This window comes from Streptomyces sp. NBC_00038 (assembly GCF_026343635.1).
GTDB lineage: Bacteria > Actinomycetota > Actinomycetes > Streptomycetales > Streptomycetaceae > Streptomyces.
Genome location: NZ_JAPELQ010000001.1, coordinates 1,451,350 through 1,468,545 on the forward strand (window position 1 = coordinate 1,451,350; position 17,196 = coordinate 1,468,545).

15 protein-coding genes are annotated in these 17,196 nt (G+C 69.5%); all 15 read left to right on the forward strand.

Going from position 1 to position 17,196, the window contains the following annotated elements; all coding sequences use genetic code 11:
- Window positions 1–5: 5 nt before the first annotated feature.
- Window positions 6–929: a carbohydrate ABC transporter permease gene (locus OG219_RS06795; protein ID WP_266823893.1), complete on the forward strand. Its 924-nt coding sequence runs from the start codon at window positions 6–8 to the stop codon at window positions 927–929.
- A 3-nt stretch (window positions 930–932) separates the two neighbouring features.
- Entirely contained in the window at window positions 933–1,880 is a 948-nt protein-coding gene (locus tag OG219_RS06800; RefSeq protein WP_266823895.1) for a carbohydrate ABC transporter permease, read from the forward strand.
- Window positions 1,881–1,961: 81 nt separating this feature from the next.
- Window positions 1,962–3,299, forward strand: coding sequence for an ABC transporter substrate-binding protein (locus OG219_RS06805; protein ID WP_266823897.1), 1,338 nt, complete (start codon window positions 1,962–1,964; stop codon window positions 3,297–3,299).
- A 50-nt stretch (window positions 3,300–3,349) separates the two neighbouring features.
- Complete coding sequence (locus OG219_RS06810; protein WP_266823899.1) at window positions 3,350–5,389, forward strand: beta-galactosidase; 2,040 nt, start codon at window positions 3,350–3,352, stop codon at window positions 5,387–5,389.
- A gap of 91 nt (window positions 5,390–5,480) precedes the next feature.
- Window positions 5,481–7,538 (forward strand): glycoside hydrolase, encoded by a 2,058-nt coding sequence (locus OG219_RS06815; RefSeq protein ID WP_266823901.1) that lies wholly within the window; start codon window positions 5,481–5,483, stop codon window positions 7,536–7,538.
- A gap of 168 nt (window positions 7,539–7,706) precedes the next feature.
- On the forward strand, window positions 7,707–8,501 hold the full coding sequence (locus OG219_RS06820; RefSeq protein WP_266823903.1) for an N-acyl homoserine lactonase family protein: 795 nt from the start codon (window positions 7,707–7,709) through the stop codon (window positions 8,499–8,501).
- Window positions 8,502–8,646: 145 nt separating this feature from the next.
- Window positions 8,647–10,290 (forward strand): ABC transporter substrate-binding protein, encoded by a 1,644-nt coding sequence (locus OG219_RS06825; protein ID WP_266823905.1) that lies wholly within the window; start codon window positions 8,647–8,649, stop codon window positions 10,288–10,290.
- Entirely contained in the window at window positions 10,283–11,188 is a 906-nt protein-coding gene (locus OG219_RS06830; RefSeq protein ID WP_266823907.1) for an ABC transporter permease, read from the forward strand. Before OG219_RS06825 ends, OG219_RS06830 begins: the two co-directional genes overlap by 8 nt.
- Window positions 11,185–12,267: an ABC transporter permease gene (locus OG219_RS06835; RefSeq protein WP_266823909.1), complete on the forward strand. Its 1,083-nt coding sequence runs from the start codon at window positions 11,185–11,187 to the stop codon at window positions 12,265–12,267. The genes OG219_RS06830 and OG219_RS06835 overlap by 4 nt, the downstream gene beginning before the upstream one ends.
- Window positions 12,268–12,272: 5 nt before the next feature.
- A complete protein-coding gene (locus OG219_RS06840) occupies window positions 12,273–12,962 on the forward strand; it encodes an alpha/beta hydrolase (protein WP_266823911.1) in 690 nt (229 codons plus the stop codon).
- Window positions 12,959–14,011 (forward strand): ABC transporter ATP-binding protein, encoded by a 1,053-nt coding sequence (locus tag OG219_RS06845; protein ID WP_266823912.1) that lies wholly within the window; start codon window positions 12,959–12,961, stop codon window positions 14,009–14,011. Before OG219_RS06840 ends, OG219_RS06845 begins: the two co-directional genes overlap by 4 nt.
- A complete protein-coding gene (locus OG219_RS06850) occupies window positions 14,008–15,012 on the forward strand; it encodes an ABC transporter ATP-binding protein (protein WP_266823913.1) in 1,005 nt (334 codons plus the stop codon). Before OG219_RS06845 ends, OG219_RS06850 begins: the two co-directional genes overlap by 4 nt.
- The gene (locus OG219_RS06855) at window positions 15,009–15,773 is read left to right on the forward strand and encodes an amidohydrolase family protein (protein WP_266823914.1); all 765 of its coding nucleotides are present in this window, start codon (window positions 15,009–15,011) and stop codon (window positions 15,771–15,773) included. Before OG219_RS06850 ends, OG219_RS06855 begins: the two co-directional genes overlap by 4 nt.
- The gene (locus tag OG219_RS06860) at window positions 15,770–16,228 is read left to right on the forward strand and encodes a cytidine deaminase (protein WP_266823916.1); all 459 of its coding nucleotides are present in this window, start codon (window positions 15,770–15,772) and stop codon (window positions 16,226–16,228) included. Before OG219_RS06855 ends, OG219_RS06860 begins: the two co-directional genes overlap by 4 nt.
- Window positions 16,229–16,257: 29 nt before the next feature.
- Complete coding sequence (locus OG219_RS06865) at window positions 16,258–17,106, forward strand: creatininase family protein (protein ID WP_266823917.1); 849 nt, start codon at window positions 16,258–16,260, stop codon at window positions 17,104–17,106.
- Window positions 17,107–17,196 lie beyond the last annotated feature (90 nt).

Below are 17,196 nucleotides of genomic sequence, written 5' to 3' on the forward strand. Positions count from 1 at the left end.
ACGACATGACGACGCTTCAGCCCCCTGCGGCGGCAACACCACACGACCGACCGCCGTCGAAACGGGACCGCCGTTCCTGGACGGGGTGGGGGTTCATCGGCCCCTTCGTGGCGGTGTTCGCCCTCGTGTTCCTGGCGCCGATCGTGTACTCGATCTACCTCAGCCTCTTCAGGGACCAACTGATCGGCGGCACGAGCTTCGTCGGCCTGGACAACTACCAACAGGCCCTGCAGGACGACCAGTTCTGGTCCTCCCTCACCCGGGTGGCGCTCTTCCTGGCCGTACAGGTGCCGATCATGCTCGGCATCGCCCTGCTGCTCGCCCTCGCACTGGACAGCGGCCGCCTCTACGGCACGGACTTCTTCCGCATCACGATCTTCCTGCCGTACGCCGTGCCCGCCGTGGTCGCCACCCTGATGTGGGGCTTCATGTACGGCACGAAGTACGGCCTGGTGGGCGACATCAACTCGGCCTTCGACGTCACCATGCCCGACCCGCTCTCGACCGACCTGGTCCTGGCGTCGATCGGCAACATCGTCACCTGGGAGTTCGTCGGCTACAACATGCTGATCTTCTACTCCGCGCTGCGAGTCATCCCGAACTCCCTCTACGAGGCGGCGGAGATCGACGGCGCCGGGCAATTCCGCATCATCACCGCCATCAAGCTCCCCGCCATCCGCGGCGCCCTCGTCATCGCGACGATCTTCTCGATCATCGGCAGCTTCCAGCTCTTCAACGAGCCGAGCATCCTGCGGCCGCTGGCGCGAAACGCCATCACTACGGACTTCACCCCGAACTTCTACACGTACTCGCTGTCCTTCAACGGCCAGCAGCACAACTACTCCGCGGCGGTCGCCATCATCATGGGCCTGATCACCATGGTCATCGCGTACGTCGTGCAGCTCCGCGGCATGCGCAAGGGAGCGTGAACGATGAGCAGCCCTGTCACCACCGCCTCCCAGTCCGCATCCGCCCCGGCCGCCGGTTCGGCCAAGGGCGCGCCCCGACTCCGCACACCCCGCAAGCACACTCCCGGGCGCCGCAAGCGCAGCGTGCTGCTGACCGTCCTCACCGGCCTGATCCTGCTCTACACCGTGGTGCCCCTGGTGTGGCTGGTCATCAGCGCCACCAAGACCCAGGAAGGGCTGGCCGACTCCTCCGGACTGTGGTTCAGCAGTGACTTCGCCCTCTGGGACAACATCAGCCAGACGTTCACGTACCACGACGGCATCTTCGTCCGCTGGCTGCTGAACACCCTGCTGTACGTCGTTCTCGGCGCCGGCGGCGCGACCCTCCTGGCGATCCTGGGCGGCTACGCGCTGGCGAAGTTCGACTTCCCCGGAAAGCGCGCCGTCTTCGCCGTGGTCATCGGTGCCGTCGCCGTCCCGGGAACCGCCCTCGCGGTACCCACCTTCCTGATGTTCAGCAAGATGGGGCTGACCGATACGCCGTGGGCGGTGATCATCCCCTCGCTCGTCTCACCCTTCGGCCTGTACCTCATGTGGGTCTTCGCGACCGAGGCCATCCCCGTCGAACTCCTCGAGGCCGCCCGCATCGACGGAGCGAGCGAGGTGCGCACCTTCTTCCAGGTCGCCATGCCGCTGCTCGCCCCCGGCACCGTGACCGTGCTGCTGTTCACCACGGTCGCGACCTGGAACAACTACTTCCTGCCGCTGATCATGCTCAAGGACCCGAACTGGTACCCCCTGACCCTGGGCCTGGACGCCTGGAACAACCAGGCCCAGACGATCGGCGGTGACGTGATCTTCAACCTGGTGATCACCGGTTCGCTGCTCACCATCGTGCCGCTGATCGTCGCGTTCCTGCTGCTGCAGAGGTACTGGCAGTCCGGGCTCGCCGCCGGAAGCGTCAAGGAATAGCCCACCCTCAAGCCCCACACCCTCAGCCCCACCTCATTCACCCTCACCCTGTCCCGCCCACAAAGAAGTGGAAGCACCTCCATGCGCAGAACAACTCGCCGCCTGATGCGCGGCATGGCCCTCCTCTCCGTCCTCGCCCTGGGTGCGACCGCGTGCGGCGGCTCCGACGACGACAGCTCCGGCACGGGGCCGGTCTCCGCCTCGGACATCCAGGCGGCCCTCAAGAAGGGCGGCACAGTCACGGTCTGGGCCTGGGAGCCCACGCTCAAGTCGGTCGCCGCCGACTTCGAGAAGAAGTACCCCAAGGTCAAGATCAACCTCGTCAGCGAGCGGTCCGGCGACAAGCACTACACCGCGCTGTCGAACGCCATCTCGGCCGGGAAGGGCGTGCCCGACGTCGCACAGGTCGAGTACTTCGCGCTGAGCCAGTACTCCCTCACCAAGGGCCTCAGCGACCTGGCCCCCTACGGAGCCGACAAGCTCGCCTCCAAGTACACCCCGGGTCCGTGGAACGCCGTGAGCGACGGTGACAAGGTCTACGGCCTGCCGATGGACTCGGGCCCCATGGCGATGTTCTACAACAAGAAGATCTTCGACAAGTACAAGATCGCGGTCCCGACCACCTGGGACGAGTACGTCGAGGCGGCCCGCAAGCTGCACAAGGCCGACCCCAAGGTCTACATCGCCAACGACGCCGGCGACGCCGGCTTCACCACCAGCATGCTGTGGCAGGCCGGTTCGCGTCCCTACAAGGTCGACGGCACCAAGGTGACCGTCAACTTCGACGACGCGGGCGCCAAGAAGTACACCGACACCTGGCAGCAGCTCATCGACGAGAAGCTCGTCTCGCCGATCAACGGCTGGACCGACGACTGGTACAAGGGTCTCGGCGACGGCACCATCGCCACCCTCACCACCGGCGCCTGGATGCCCGCCAACTTCGTGACCGGCGTGCCGAACGCCGCCGGTGACTGGCGCGCGGCCCCGATGCCGCAGTGGACCAAGGGCGACAAGGCGAGCGCGGAGAACGGCGGCAGCTCCCTGACCCTGCCCACGCTGGGCAAGAACAAGGAACTCGCCTACGCCTTCGTCGAGTACGCCAACTCCGGCGCCGGCGTGCAGACCCGCATCGACGAGGGCGCCTTCCCGGCGACCACCGCGGAGCTCCAGAACTCCGCGTTCCTCAACAAGGAGTTCGAGTACTTCGGCGGCCAGAAGGCCAACGAGATCTTCGCCGACTCCGCCGCCAACGTCGCCGACGACTGGTCGTACCTGCCCTTCCAGCAGTACGCCAACTCGATCTTCAACGACACCGTCGGCAAGGCGTACGTCTCCGACACCAAGCTCATCGACGGCCTGAAGACCTGGCAGGACGCCTCCATCAAGTACGGCAAGGAACAGGGCTTCACCGTCGAGTAGCCGAGGTACTCCCTCACGCCTCCCTCGCGCGACACACCGGAAGGACCACCATGATCTCCACCCTCCTGTCCCAGCTGCACGGGCCGGACGGTGACACCCCCCGCCTCGCCTACGGCGCCGACTACAACCCCGAGCAGTGGCCTCGTGAGGTGTGGGAGGAGGACGTACGGCTGATGCGCGAGGCCGGCGTCAACGTCGTCTCCGTGGGGATCTTCTCCTGGGCCCGCATCCAGCCGGCCCAGGACGAGTGGGACTTCGGGTGGCTCGACGAGGTCATGGACCTGCTGCACGCGGGCGGCATAGGGGTCGATCTGGCCACCGCCACCGCGTCCCCGCCGCCCTGGCTCACCACGGCACACCCGGAGATCCTCCCGGTGACCGCCTCCGGTGAGACGGTGTGGCCGGGGGCGCGGCAGCACTGGCGCCCCACCTCGCCCGTCTTCCGCACCCACGCGCTGCGCCTGGTGCGGAAGATGGCCGAGCGGTACGCGAACCATCCCGCGCTGGTGGCCTGGCACGTCTCCAACGAGCTGGGCTGCCACAACGTCTACGACTACTCCGACGACGCGGCCCGCGCCTTCCGCGACTGGCTGCGCGCCCGCTACACCACGCTCGAAGGCCTCAACCACGCCTGGGGCACCGCGTTCTGGTCCCAGAAGTACAGCGACTGGGGGCAGATACTGCCGCCCCGTCTTGCCGCCTCCCACCCGAACCCCACGCAGCAGCTGGACTTCAAGCGCTTCTCCTCCGACGCGCTGAAGGAGCATCTGCGCGTGGAGCGGGACCTGCTGCGCGAGATCACGCCCGGGGTTCCGGTCACCACGAACTTCATGGTGATGGGCGGTACTAAGGGGATGAACTACGCCGACTGGGCAGGCGAGATCGACTTCGTCTCCAACGACCACTACGTCATGCCCGGCCCCCAGGACCGGGACGAGCTGTCCTTCTCCGCCAACCTCGTCAGCGGCATCTCCGGCGGACGTCCGTGGTTCCTGATGGAGCACTCCACGAGCGCCGTCAACTGGCAGCCCGTCAACGTGGCCAAGCGGCCGGGCGACCTGGCCCGTGACTCGCTGGTGCACGTCGCGCACGGCGCCGACGCCGTGTGCTTCTTCCAGTGGCGCCAGTCGGCGGCCGGCGCCGAGAAGTACCACTCGGCGATGGTGCCGCACGCCGGATCGGACAGCGAGGTCTTCCGTGCCGTGACCGGCCTCGGGCAGACCCTGCGGACGCTGGCTCCGGTCGCCGGGACCGAGCGTGAGCCGGCCCGCGTCGGAATCGTCTTCGACTGGGAGTCGTGGTGGGCGAGTGAGCAGGACTCCCACCCCACCGACCTCCTCGACTACCGCCGGGAGGGGCTCGACTGGTACTCCGCCCTCCTCGCCCTCGGCGTCCGGGCCGACGTCGTCACCGCTCAGGCCGACCTCGGCCGCTACGACCTGCTGATCGCACCCGTCCTGCACATGGTCCCCGCGGCGCTGGCCAAGGAACTCACGCGGTACGTCGAGCACGGCGGCCACCTGGTCACCACGTACTTCTCCGGCGTCGTCGACGAGAACGACCACATCTGGCTCGGCGGTTACCCGGGAGCCCTGCGCGACCTGCTCGGCATCCGCATCGAGGAGTTCGGTCCGCTGCTCGACGGCGAATCGGTCGAACTCGACGGCGCCGCCACGGGCACCCTGTGGACCGACCGGATCAGCGTCACCGACCCCGAGGCGGAAGTGCTGGCCCACTACCGCAGCGGTACGTACGCCGGGCGCCCCGCGATCACCCGCCGTGCGGTGGGCGGGGGTTCGGCCGCGTACATCTCCACCCGGCTCGGAGCGGACGGCCTCACCGGTCTCCTCCCGGGGCTCCTCGCCCACGCAGGCGTGGAGAGCGAGCTGCCCGAAGTCGCCCGAGGACGCGTCGAGTTGGCCGTACGAAGCGGCAGCGGCAGCCGTTATCTCTTCCTGGTCAACCGGACCGACGAGCCGGTGCCGCTGCCCGGGCTCGCCGGGGACGTGCTGGTCGGCCGCGCGGAGGCCGACGGTTCGCTCGTCCTGCCGCCGCGGGAGGTCGCCGTACTGCGACAGCCCGCTCCCTGACCCCCCTGATCCGAGGGGTACACCGTCGTGCCCTGTGCCCGTGGGGCACGGCGGTCCATTGCAGCGACCTTCTATGAGTTGGGAGCACACATTGGCACGCCGTACCCGCACAAGACGGCTTCTGGGAACCATCGCAGTCACCACTCTGGCCACTGGGGCAGCCCTGGTCACCGCTCCGCCGACGAGCGCGGAGACGGTGACGGCGGCAGCTGTCACCGTCCAGCCCGACCCTTCGTACAAGGCGGAGAGCTTCGAAGGCTGGGGCACCAGCCTGGTCTGGTTCGCCAATGCCACCGGCGACTACCCGCCGGAGATCCGGGACAAGCTGGCCGACCTGCTCTTCGGCGACGACGGCCTCGCCCTCAACATCGCCCGCTACAACATAGGCGGCGGCAACGCCCCCGACGTGCAGGACTACCTGCGCGCCGGCGGAGCGGTCGAGGGCTGGTGGCAGGCACCTGAGGGCACCACCCGCGAGGACACCGACTGGTGGAGCGCGGACGACGCGGCCGACTGGAACCCGGACGCCGACGCCACCCAGCGCTGGTGGGTGGACCGGATCAAGAAGGACATCACCCACTGGGAGACGTTCAGCAACTCGCCGCCCTGGTTCATGACCAACAGCGGTTACGTCTCAGGCGGGTTCAACGCCACCGCCGACCAGCTCAAGGCCGACTCCGTCGACGACTTCGCCGCCTATCTCGCGGGCGCGACCAAGCGGCTGGAGAAGGCGCACGGCATCAAGGTCGACACCCTCGACCCGTTCAACGAACCCAACACGGGTTACTGGAGCACGCGTCTGGGAGCCGACGGCAAGCCCGTCGGCGGCCGCCAGGAAGGGGCTCACATCGGCCCCGCGCTCCAGCAGCAGGTGATCGACGCGCTGGACCCCGCGCTGAAGAAGGCGAAGACCGGCACCGAGATTTCCGCGATGGACGAGACCAACTCCAGTCTCTTCGCACAGAACTGGAACTCCTACCCCCAGGAAGTACGCGATCTCGTAGGCCAGATGAACGTCCACACCTACGGCACCGGCCAGCGCACCACCGTGCGCGACCTGGCCAAGGCGGCGGACAAGCCGCTGTGGATGAGCGAGGTCGAGGGCGACTGGGGCGACGGGCAGAGCTTCACGGACATGCGGCCCGGCCTCGGCCTCGCCCAGCAGATGGTCAACGACCTGCGCGAACTGGAGCCCAAGGCCTGGGTGTTCTGGCAGCCCGTCGAGGACTACGACAACATGAAGCCCGGCGGCGAGTCGGCCAAGGGCGGCAACTGGGGCAGCGTCCAACTGTCGTTCAGCTGCACCTCCGCGGACACCCTGGCCACCTGCCCGATCTACACCAACACGAAGTTCGACACCGCCCGCAACTTCACGCACTACATCAAGCCGGGCGACCGGCTGATCAAGACCGACGACACCTCCAGTACCGCCGCGGTCGCCAAGAAGGGCAACGCGGCGACCGTCGTCCACGTCAACAGCACCACCGAGTCCCGCGCGGTCACGATCGACCTGTCCAAGTTCGGTCACATCGCCCGCAACGCCACCGTGACGCCCGTCGTGACGAGCGCCGACGGCAAGCTCGCACGGCAGGCCCCCGTCGCGGTCACCGGCCGACAGGCCACCATCACCGTGCCCGCACAGTCCGTGACCTCCTTCCTCGTCAAGGGCGTGTCCGGCGTGGCAAAGGATGCCGCCCTGCTGCAGAAGGGCCACACCTACGAGCTGACCGGCGTGCAGAGCGGCAAGGCGCTCACCGTGGCGGCCGACGGCACCAAGCTCGTCATCAGGACCGCGGGCGCGGACGCGGCCGGCACCGGTCAGCAGTGGCAACTGCGCCCGATCGGCGGCGACACCGGCAACCGGCAGCGGTACGTGGTCACCAACCCGGCGGAAGGGAAGCGCCTGGCGGTTCGTGACGGCGCCCCGGTATTGGAGGCGGACACCGGCCCGTGCGACAAGGCCGTCCAGTGGATCGCGTCGACGACCGGGGACGGCACCTGGACCCTGGTCAACGCCGCCACCGGCGGGCTCCTCGAGGTGGGTGGCCAGGCCACCGCCGACGGATCCGCCGTCACGATGTGGACCCCGAACTCCGGGTCCAACCAACGGTGGAGGATCTCCGACGTGACCGGCCAGACCTCGTCGTAGTCGTCGCTCGCCTCCGTGCCCCCGCTCGCCCGGGGCACGGAGGCGTTTGCCGTGTGCGGGCGTTTTTACCTTCCCGCAACCTACTTTTGGATCCAGATACCTAGATTATGGATCCTGAAGTCGAGGTTCTCCCGGTGCTAGATCCTCTCTACCAGCAAGGGGTTACACGTGACACTACGGGGCGTGCGGCGGATCGTGCCGCTGCTGCTCGGCTGGGAGGAACTCCCCAAGTCGGTTTCCGTGTACGGCGCCCCGTACGAGGAGCGGCTGCGCGAACCGGTGCCCGCCGTTCTCCTGGAGTGCGACGGCGGCTGGCTGCTGCTCGACACCGGGTTCAACACGGCACTGATCCGGGACCCCGCGCTGCGACGCCGCTTCTACGCCTCCCCCGCCTACCGGCCCATCCTGCCGGGCCCGGGCGAGCCCCTGGAGGAAGCCCTTGACGCGGCCGGCATCGCGATGGACTCGATCCACGCGGTCGCCGTCAGCCATCTGCACGCCGACCACGCGGGCGGGCTGAAGCACTTCGCGGGCCGGGTGCCGGTGCATGTGCAGCGCGCGGAGCTGGCCTACGGACTCTCGGGGCAGCCGGAGGTGGAGCGCCACTCGATCTTCCGGGTCGACTTCGACGATCCCCGTATCGACTGGCAACAGGCCGACGGGGACATGGAGATCGCCCCCGGGGTGACCGCCGTACTGACCGCCGGGCACACACCCGGACACCAGAGCTTCGTGGTGGACCTCGCGGACGGCGGCGGCTTCGTGTTCGCCTTCGACGCCGCCGACCTCACCGAGAACATCGAGCACGAGCGGGCCATCGGCGCATCCATCGGGGTCGATCCCGCGCGGACGGTGGAGCCCATCCGCCGGCTCAAGAGCATCGCCGCCGAACGCGGCTACGAACTCGTTCCCGGTCATGACCCCGTGGTCTGGCCGGAGTTGATGCGCCGCCACGACCGCTGACGGGCTGCGCGCTCTCACAGCTCGGTTCACGCGCCTTTAACGCGTGGGACACAAGAAGGAATCTGCGACCACCGAGCATGACATTGGATCCAATTTCGCTAATATGAGATCCACTCTTTGAGGATCGGTGCCCAAGGAGGGCCACATGCCGGACCAGCCGGACCAGTCACATGGATCAACCGCGGTGTCCCGCCGCACCATGCTCCGCGGTGCGGGGCTCCTCGGAGTGGGAGTCGGATTCGGGCTCCCCGCCCTGCTGAGCGCCTGCGGTGCCGCGGCCGACGACGCCGGGGGAAGCGGCGAGGGCGGCACCCTGACGCTCGGCATCGACGCCACCAGTGCCGTCAACGACCCGGCGTTCTACACCTCGTTGGGCGACTGGATGGCCGTCGACTGCATCTGCCGGGGCCTGACCTTCATCTCCTTCGAGACCAACGAACCGACCCCCGACCTGGCCAAGAGCTGGAAGATCTCCGGCGACCAGCTGACCTACACCTTCACCCTGCGCGAGGGCGTCAAGTTCCACGACGGCACCACGCTGACCTCCGCCGACGTGCTGGCCAGCCTGGGCAGGCAGTTCGACGAGAACGACAAGACACTTCCCAAGGGCGCCACCCGGCCGCTGTCCGACCTCGGCGCGAACGTGGCCTCGCTGACCGCCCCGGACGACCTCACCGTCAAGATGGTCCTCAAGAAGCCGGACCGTACGACGCTCGGCCAGCTGTCCGACATCGGCGGCCGCATCATCTCCAAGGCCGCGCTGAAGAAGTACGGCGCCGACATCGGCAAGCACCTCGTCGGCACAGGTCCTTTCGCCTTCTCCGCCGCCACCTCCGGCCAGTCCATCACCCTGGAGGCCTTCGACGGCTTCCGGCTCGGCAGACCGCCCGTCGACCGGCTGGTGCTGCGCCAGGTCCAGGACCCGTCGACCATCGTCAGTTCCCTGCTCAGCGGCGACATATCGGCCACCCAGTTCACCCCGTACTCGGCGGCCTCCCAGCTGCGCAAGGACGACTCGGTGACCGTCTACAAGACGCCGTACAGCGCGAACGCCATCCTGATGATCGACGCCCGGCGCGTCCCCGAGCTCAAGGTCCGCAAGGCGATCAACCTCGCCATCGACCGCAAGGCCATCCTCAGCCAGGCGTTCTACGGCGTCGGCGCCCTGCCCGGGGGATACGCCATCCCGCCCGCGCAGAGCGACTACGACGCCGGCCTCGCCGACCTGAGCGCCCAGGACACCGCCCAGGCGAAGAAGCTCATCGCCGAGGCGGGCGCGGAGGGCCGGACCATCCGGCTGATGGCGGCCAGCGACTCCTGGCACCCGAAGGCCGCGCAGATCGTCGCCCAGAACCTCACCGACGTCGGGTTCAAGGTGGCCACCACCTCCGTCGACCCGGCCACCTACTTCACCCGCCTCCTCGACGGCGACGACGACTACCACGACCTGATGATCTGGGAGCGCAACACCTACGTCCCCGACGCCAACGACATGGTCGGCGCCATGGCCAGCCCCACCGGGCTGTACGGCGCGACGATCACCGGCATGGACACCCTCGACGGCGTCGACTCGCTCGCGGCGGACCTGGAAACGGCCAAGAACCTCCCCAACGGCAAGCAGCGCACGGCCGCCTACACCAGGATCCAGCGTCGCTGGGCGGAGGACTACATGGTGCTCTCGATGCTGGCCTGCTTCGCCAACCTCGTGGTGAGCGGCTCGAACGTGAAGAACATGAACACCAGTGCGCTGTCCAACCACCGCTGTTACATGGAGAAAGCGAGTGTCTGACACCGCGGTCCCGACCGCGGCCGTCCCACCCCCGCCCCCGGCCCCCGCAGCACGGCGTGCCGTCCTCGCCGCTCTGCGTCGTCGCCGGGTGGCACGGTCCTGGCCTGCCGTGCTCGCCTGGCTCGTCCTGATCGCCCTGGTCCTGGTGGCGGCCGTCGGCCCGCTCCTGGTCCAGGCCGACCCGCTGCGTCAGACCCCTTCGGCGCTGCTGCCCCTGGGCTCCTCGGGTCATCCGCTCGGCACGGACGACCTGGGCCGCGACGAGCTGGCCCGGCTCGTGCACGGCGCCCGCCCGCTGCTGCTCGTGTCGTTCGCGGCGACCGCGCTGGCCGCCGTCGCGGGCACCGGGATCGGGCTCATCGCCGGGTACGCCGGCGGTGTCGTCGAACAGGTCCTGATGCGCCTGGTGGATCTGGCCCTCGCCTTCCCGTCCATCCTGCTCGTCATCCTGCTGGTGGCGGTGGCCGGTCCCGGCACGGTCAGCCTGGTCTTCGGCATCGGCGTCTCGCTCGCACCCGGCCTGGCCCGGCTGGCCCGCGCGCTGACGGCACGCGAGGCGGCCCGCGACTACGTCGTCGCCTGCCGGCTCGGCGGCACCCGCACCCCGCGCATCCTCGCGCGGGAACTGCTGCCGAACATCGCCGGACCGATGCTCGCCCAGGTCGTCATGACGCTCTCGGTCGCGGCCGGTTTCGCGGCCGGCCTGTCCTATCTCGGCCTGGGCATCCAGCCGCCGCAGCCCGACTGGGGATACATGGTCCAGGCGGGACAGGAGTTCCTCTACTCCGCGCCCCGACTGGTCATCCTCCCCGCGGCGTTCACCCTGTTGTTCGTCGTCGCCTGCAACTTCGTCGGCGACGACCTGCGCGACGCGCTCGACCCGCGGGGGGCCGCATGAGCGCCTCCACGAGCACCGCCCCGTTTCTGCACATGCCCAAGTGGGCCACGGGCGTCACCATGCTGGTCCTGCGACGTCTTGCCGTCATCCCCGTCGTGCTGTTCGCGCTGGCCAGCCTGGTGTTCCTCGCCATGCGCCTGCTGCCCGGCTCACCGGCGACCTCGCTCGCGGCGGGCGGCGGGAACGGCCTGTCCGCGGCCGAGGTGTCCGCGAACGAGGAGCGCGTCAACCAGGCCCTCGGGCTCGACCAGCCGCTGCTCACCCAGTACGGCACCTTCCTCGACGATCTGGTGCACCTGCGGCTCGGCACCTCGTTCTTCGGGTCCAACAGCGTTCTGGGGCTGCTCGGAGACGCCCTCCCGGCGACGATCGAGCTGACGCTCGCGGCGATGACCATCGCGGTCCTGCTCGGTGTCGTCACAGGCGTGATCGCCGCTCTGCGCAAGGGCCGTTGGATCGACACGGCGACCCGGGCCGTGGCCACGGTGAGCTTCTCGCTGCCCTGGTTCGCGCTCGGGGTGCTCGGCATCGTCGTGTTCGGTGTCTGGCTGCGCTGGCTGCCGGTCCTGGGCAGGCTGCCCAGTTCGCTCGACTACCACCCGACGACCAACTTCGTGCTGCTCGACGCGATCCTTCAGGACCGCCCCGAGCTGGTGTGGCCCTGGATCCAGCATCTGATCCTGCCCGCCGTCACCCTCGCGCTGTCGATGGCCGGGTTCATCACGCGGATCGTGCGCGCCTCGGTCCTGGAGGTGCTGGACGACGACTTCGTCAGGACCGCCCGGATGAAGGGCCTGAGCGAGGGCGTGGTGATCCGCCATCACGTGCTGCGCAACTCCTGGCTGCCCATCGTGACCGTCCTGGGGCTCCAGTTCGGGTCCCTGCTCGGCGGTTCGGTGATCACCGAGACGGTCTTCTCGTACGCCGGTGTCGGCCGCCTCCTCGTACAGGGCGTCCTCCAGCGCGACTACCCCGTCGTCCAGGGCGCGGCACTCGCCATCGCCCTGCTGTTCACCCTGGTCAACCACGCGGTGGACCTGCTCTACACGGTCCTCGACCCGCGGCTACGGAAAGGATGACCCGTATGGACATCGTGCTGGTCCACGGTGCCGGCGGACGGCCGACGACCTGGTCGGCGGTGGCACCCCTGCTGACCGCCCTCGGCCACCGGCTGTCGACCGTCACCAACCCGATGACCTCTCTGTCGGACGACATCACGAACACCGCGTCCGTCCTGGAGGAGACGTCGGGTCCCGTGCTGCTGGCCGGGCACTCCTACGGCGGTGCGGTCATCAGCAACGTCGGCCGCGACCCGCGGGTCAAGGGCCTTGTGTACATCGCCGCGTTCGGTCCCGACGAGGGCGAGACCGTCAACGAGATCGTCGAGCGGTACGAACCGGCCGAGATCTCCAAGTACATGCGGCGCGGCCCGAACGGTGAGTGGAAGTCGGAGCCGAGCGAGGAGTTCTGGGCCGAGATAGGCGCCGATCTCTCCGCCGAGCAGCGGGCCGTTGTCGAGGCGGAGGGCCGCAAGGCGGAGAACCTGATCTTCACCGAGCCGTCCGGTCCGCCGGCCTGGCGCACCCTGCCCAGCTGGTACCTGGTCGCCGACGACGACCGCACGCTGCGCCCGGAGATCCAGAACGACATGGCGGCGCGGATGAAGGCGACCGTCGAGCATGTGCCGGGCAGTCACTACACGACGCTCGTGTGGCCGCGTCGCGTCGCCGACCTGATCCACGCGGCGGCGCTCGCGGTGGGTACCGACTCGTGACCGCCACTCTTGAGCAGACGCCGGAAGCCAGCGCACCCGGGCCCACGCCCGTGCTGGAAATCCGCGACCTGCGCGTCCGGTTCGAGGTCGGGGGCGGCCGTCTGCCGGCCGTGGACGGCGTGGATCTGACCCTGCGGCAGGGCGAAGTCCTGGCGCTGGTGGGCGAGTCGGGGTCCGGCAAGTCGGCCCTGGCGATGAGTCTGGTCGGGCTGAACCGCGGCCCGCGCGCCCACATCAGCGGCACGGCGGACTTCGGCGGCCGCGACCTGATCGGGGCCTCGGAGCGTGAACTGCGCGGTGTGCGCGGCAAGGAGATCGCGGTCGTCTTCCAGGACGCGCTGGCCGCTCTCAACCCCCTGCACCGGGCGGGCGCCCAGGTCTCCGAGATGATCCGCGCGCATCGCGATGTGCCGCGCGCGCAGGCGACGGCCCGTGCCGTGGAACTGCTCGGCGAGGTCGGCATCGCAGGCCCGGAGCGCGCCGCGCGCGCCTACCCGCACCAGCTGTCCGGCGGCATGCGGCAGCGCGTGATGATCGCCATGGGCCTGGCCAACGACCCGGCCCTGCTGATCGCGGACGAACCCACCACCGCACTCGACGTCACGATCCAGGCCCAGGTCCTCGCGGTACTCAAGCGGGTCCAGCGCGACCACGGCACCGCCGTACTCCTGATCACCCATGATCTGGGAGTCGTGGCCGAGGTCGCCGACCGGGTGGCCGTCATGTACGCCGGGCGGATCGTGGAGCAGGGGCCCCGGGAGGACGTGCTGTTCCGCCCCCAGCACCCTTACACGATGGGGCTGCTCGGCTCGGTGCCGCCGATCGACGGTCCGGTCCTGCGACGGCTGCCCACCATCCCGGGCAGTCCGCTGACCGGTGTGGACCGCCCGCCCGGCTGTGCGTTCGCGCCCCGGTGTCCGTTCGTCCACGCCGCGTGCGCCGAGCGCCCGGAGCTGCGGCAGCGGCACGGCGCCGACGGGCATCTCGACGCCTGCGCGCTGCCCGCCTCCGCCCGTGCCACGGCCCGCGCCCAGGGAGGCAGCGCATGACCGCCGCGCTGATCAAGGCCCGCGCACTGCGCGTCGAGTACCCGGGCCGGGCCGGTGGCCGCGTGAGGGCGCTGCGCGACGTCGACCTCGACATCCTCCGGGGTGAGACCCTCGGCCTGGTCGGCGAGTCGGGGTGCGGCAAGTCCACGCTGGGCAGGGCCCTGCTGCGGGTGATCGAACCCACCTCGGGCCGGATCGAGTTCGGCGGCCTGGATCTCACCCGGCTACGGGGACGACGGCTGCGCCGTACGCGGGCCGAGCTGGCGATGGTCTTCCAGGACCCGTTCGGTTCGCTCAATCCGCGGCGCAGGATCGCCGACATCGTCGCCGAACCGCTGCTGCGGGCGCGCGGTGCCTCCCGGGCCGAGGCCGCGAAGGCGGTGGCCGAGCTGCTCGATCTGGTCGGGCTCGGCGCCGAGGCCGGCGGGCGCAGGCCGCACGAGTTCTCCGGCGGTCAGCGCCAGCGCATCGGCATCGCACGGGCGCTCGCCTCCTCGCCGCAGTTCGTGGTGGCCGACGAGGCCGTCTCGGCACTGGACGTGTCGATCCAGGCGCAGGTGCTGAACCTGTTGTCGGACCTGGTGCGGGACCGGGGCCTGACGATGCTGTTCATCTCGCACGACCTGGGCGTCGTACGGCACATCGCCGACCGGATCGCCGTCATGTATCTGGGCCAGATCGTCGAGATCGCCTCCCGGGACGCGTTCTTCGCCGGGCCCGCGCACCCCTACAGCAGCGCTCTGCTGTCCTCCGTTCCCGTCCTGAGGCCGGGAGTACCCCGTGAACAGCAGGTCCTGGAGGGCGAGTTGCCCGATCCGGCGAATCCGCCGGAGGGCTGTCTGTTCCGTACCCGGTGCCCCTTCGCGACGGAGGAGTGCCGTGTCAGCAGGCCCGAGCTGCGCGAGATCGCGCCCGGGCGCAGCGTCCGCTGCCATCTGCCCCTGGTGACCGGTGAGTCCACCCGGTCCCCGAGTCCAGTGAGTGAGGTCGAAACGCTTTGATCATCGACGCGTACAACACCACGCAGGACGTCCGCGGTCGCTCGGACTACCTGACCGGAGCGCGCAAGGGCCAGGCCCCGCCGCCGTACACACCCTTCGAGCCGCGGCGCATCCTCGACCGGATGGACGCCGCGGGGGTGGACATGGCGATGGTGTGCTCGCTCGCCCAGCGCATCGAGAACGACTTCATCGCCTCGCTGGTGGCCGCGTACCCGGACCGGTTCTTCGGCTTCGGGCAGGTGATGCCGCAGGCCGACGACGCGCTCGACGAGATCGACCGGATGGCCGACGCGGGCCTGGTGGGGCTGAAGCTGCACCCGAGTCTGCACGGCTACCACGTCGCCGACCACGGGCTCCTGGATCCGGTGTTCGAGGCCTGTGCCCGGCGCGGACTGCTGGTCCTGATCAACGCGCTCGACGACGCGTTCTGCGCGCCGCTGGCCATCGAGGAGATCGCCCGGGACCACCCGGAGGTGCCCACCGTCATCGCGCACATGGGGGCGGTGTGGAACGTGCCGGAGGCGATCATCGTGGCCGAGCGGCAGCCGCACGTGTACCTGGAGACGTCGGCGACCCTGATGAGCGATGTGAAGCGCGCCTACGCGCGCCTTGGGCCCGAGAAGATCCTGATGGGCAGTGAGTGGCCCGGTTCGGACTTCGACCTGGAGCGCATGAAGATCGCGAAGGCGGTCGAGGACGAGAAGGACCGGGCGCTGATCGAGGGCGGCAACATGGCCCGGCTCCTTGGCCTGCCGGCATGAGCGCCACGGACGTCCGGCCTGTGGCCGCTCCGCTGTCGATGAGCGCGGCGGACGCCGAACTCCTCGCCACCGCCCAGGAGTTGCTGACCCGGGTCTGGCAGTCGGGCCGTCATGAGGTGGCGACCGCGCTGCGTACGGCGGACGGGAAGGTGCACACCGGTGTCCATGTGGAGGGCTCCTGCCGCCGCAGTTCGATCTGTGCCGAAGGGGTGGCCATGGGAACCGCCCGGGGCGCCCTGCCCGCCGGGGAGCCGTTGAGCGTCACCTCGGTGGTCTCGGTGCAGATCAAGCCGGCGGGCCGGTTCCGGATCATCGCCCCGTGCGGGGTGTGCCGCGAGCTGATCAGCGACTACTGCCCGGACGCCACCGTGTGGGTCACCACGGTCGGTGACGACGAACCCGTCCCGCTGCGCGCCCTTGACCTGCTGCCCGAGAAGAGCCGTCGCCAGTGGTGAGCGCCACCGGCCCCCAGCAGAGGAGAACCATGCCCGCCACCATTCCCGGGCCGTACGGACGCACCGTACCCACTGGCCTCGACGTCCCCGAACTCACCGCCCGGTTCGGCGGAACCGGCTCCCCGGTGCTGTGGGAGGAGCTGACCTGGCAGGAGGCCGAGTCCACCGCCGCCGCCCAGGACGCCGTCATCATCCCCGTCGGCGCCACCGAGCAGCACGGCCCCCATCTTCCGCTCTCGGTGGACACCCGGATCGGTGAGGCCGTCGCCCTGGGGGTCTCCGCCCTGACCGGCGTGCCCGTCCTGCCGCCCCTGAGCTTCGGGGTTTCCGCGTCCCACGGCGGCTTCGCCGGGACGGTGGCGCTGCGCCCGGAGACCATGATCGCCGTGGTGGAGGACGTCATCGACTCCTTGTACGCCTCCGGGGTACGGCAGTTCATCCTGCTCAACGGACACATCTGGAACAACGGCGCGCTCGATGTCTCCGCCGAGAAACTGAGGGTCCGTCACCGAGACGCCAGGGTCAGGGCGTTGGGGTACGTGACGATGTATCCGGGGCCCGAGGTCGACGGACACGTCACCTACGGGCGGGCGTTGATGCACGCCAACTTCTTCGAGACCTCCGTGATGCTGCATCTGGCGCCGGAGCTGGTCCGGATGGACCGGGCCACCTCGCATGTCGACGTGGACTCCTTCTGGGACTACCGGATGGACCAGGTGAGCGAGACCGGGGTGTGGGGCCGGGACGTGACCGACGCCGACGCGAAGCACGGCGAGGCGGAGTTCGACCGCTGCGTCCTCACCACCGCCCGGGCCGTCTCCGCGGCGGTCCGCGAGCCGTGGCCGGACCCGGCCCACCGTCCCGGTCGGCACGCGTGACGGCGGCACCGGAAACGACAGCCGAGTCCACGGCGCCGGGCGCGACGCCACGGCTCGAGTCCACGGCGCCGGGCGGGACGGTGCGGCTCA

Bases quoted from the DNA above. Each gene is read 5' to 3' on its own strand.
- OG219_RS06795 (WP_266823893.1), top strand. From the start codon at position 6: ATGACGACGCTTCAGCCCCCTGCGGCGGCAACACCACACGACCGACCG.
- OG219_RS06800 (WP_266823895.1), top strand. From the start codon at position 933: ATGAGCAGCCCTGTCACCACCGCCTCCCAGTCCGCATCCGCCCCGGCC.
- OG219_RS06805 (WP_266823897.1), top strand. From the start codon at position 1,962: ATGCGCAGAACAACTCGCCGCCTGATGCGCGGCATGGCCCTCCTCTCC.
- OG219_RS06810 (WP_266823899.1), top strand. From the start codon at position 3,350: ATGATCTCCACCCTCCTGTCCCAGCTGCACGGGCCGGACGGTGACACC.
- OG219_RS06825 (WP_266823905.1), top strand. From the start codon at position 8,647: ATGCCGGACCAGCCGGACCAGTCACATGGATCAACCGCGGTGTCCCGC.
- OG219_RS06835 (WP_266823909.1), top strand. From the start codon at position 11,185: ATGAGCGCCTCCACGAGCACCGCCCCGTTTCTGCACATGCCCAAGTGG.
- OG219_RS06840 (WP_266823911.1), top strand. From the start codon at position 12,273: ATGGACATCGTGCTGGTCCACGGTGCCGGCGGACGGCCGACGACCTGG.
- OG219_RS06850 (WP_266823913.1), top strand. From the start codon at position 14,008: ATGACCGCCGCGCTGATCAAGGCCCGCGCACTGCGCGTCGAGTACCCG.
- OG219_RS06860 (WP_266823916.1), top strand. From the start codon at position 15,770: ATGAGCGCCACGGACGTCCGGCCTGTGGCCGCTCCGCTGTCGATGAGC.
- OG219_RS06865 (WP_266823917.1), top strand. From the start codon at position 16,258: ATGCCCGCCACCATTCCCGGGCCGTACGGACGCACCGTACCCACTGGC.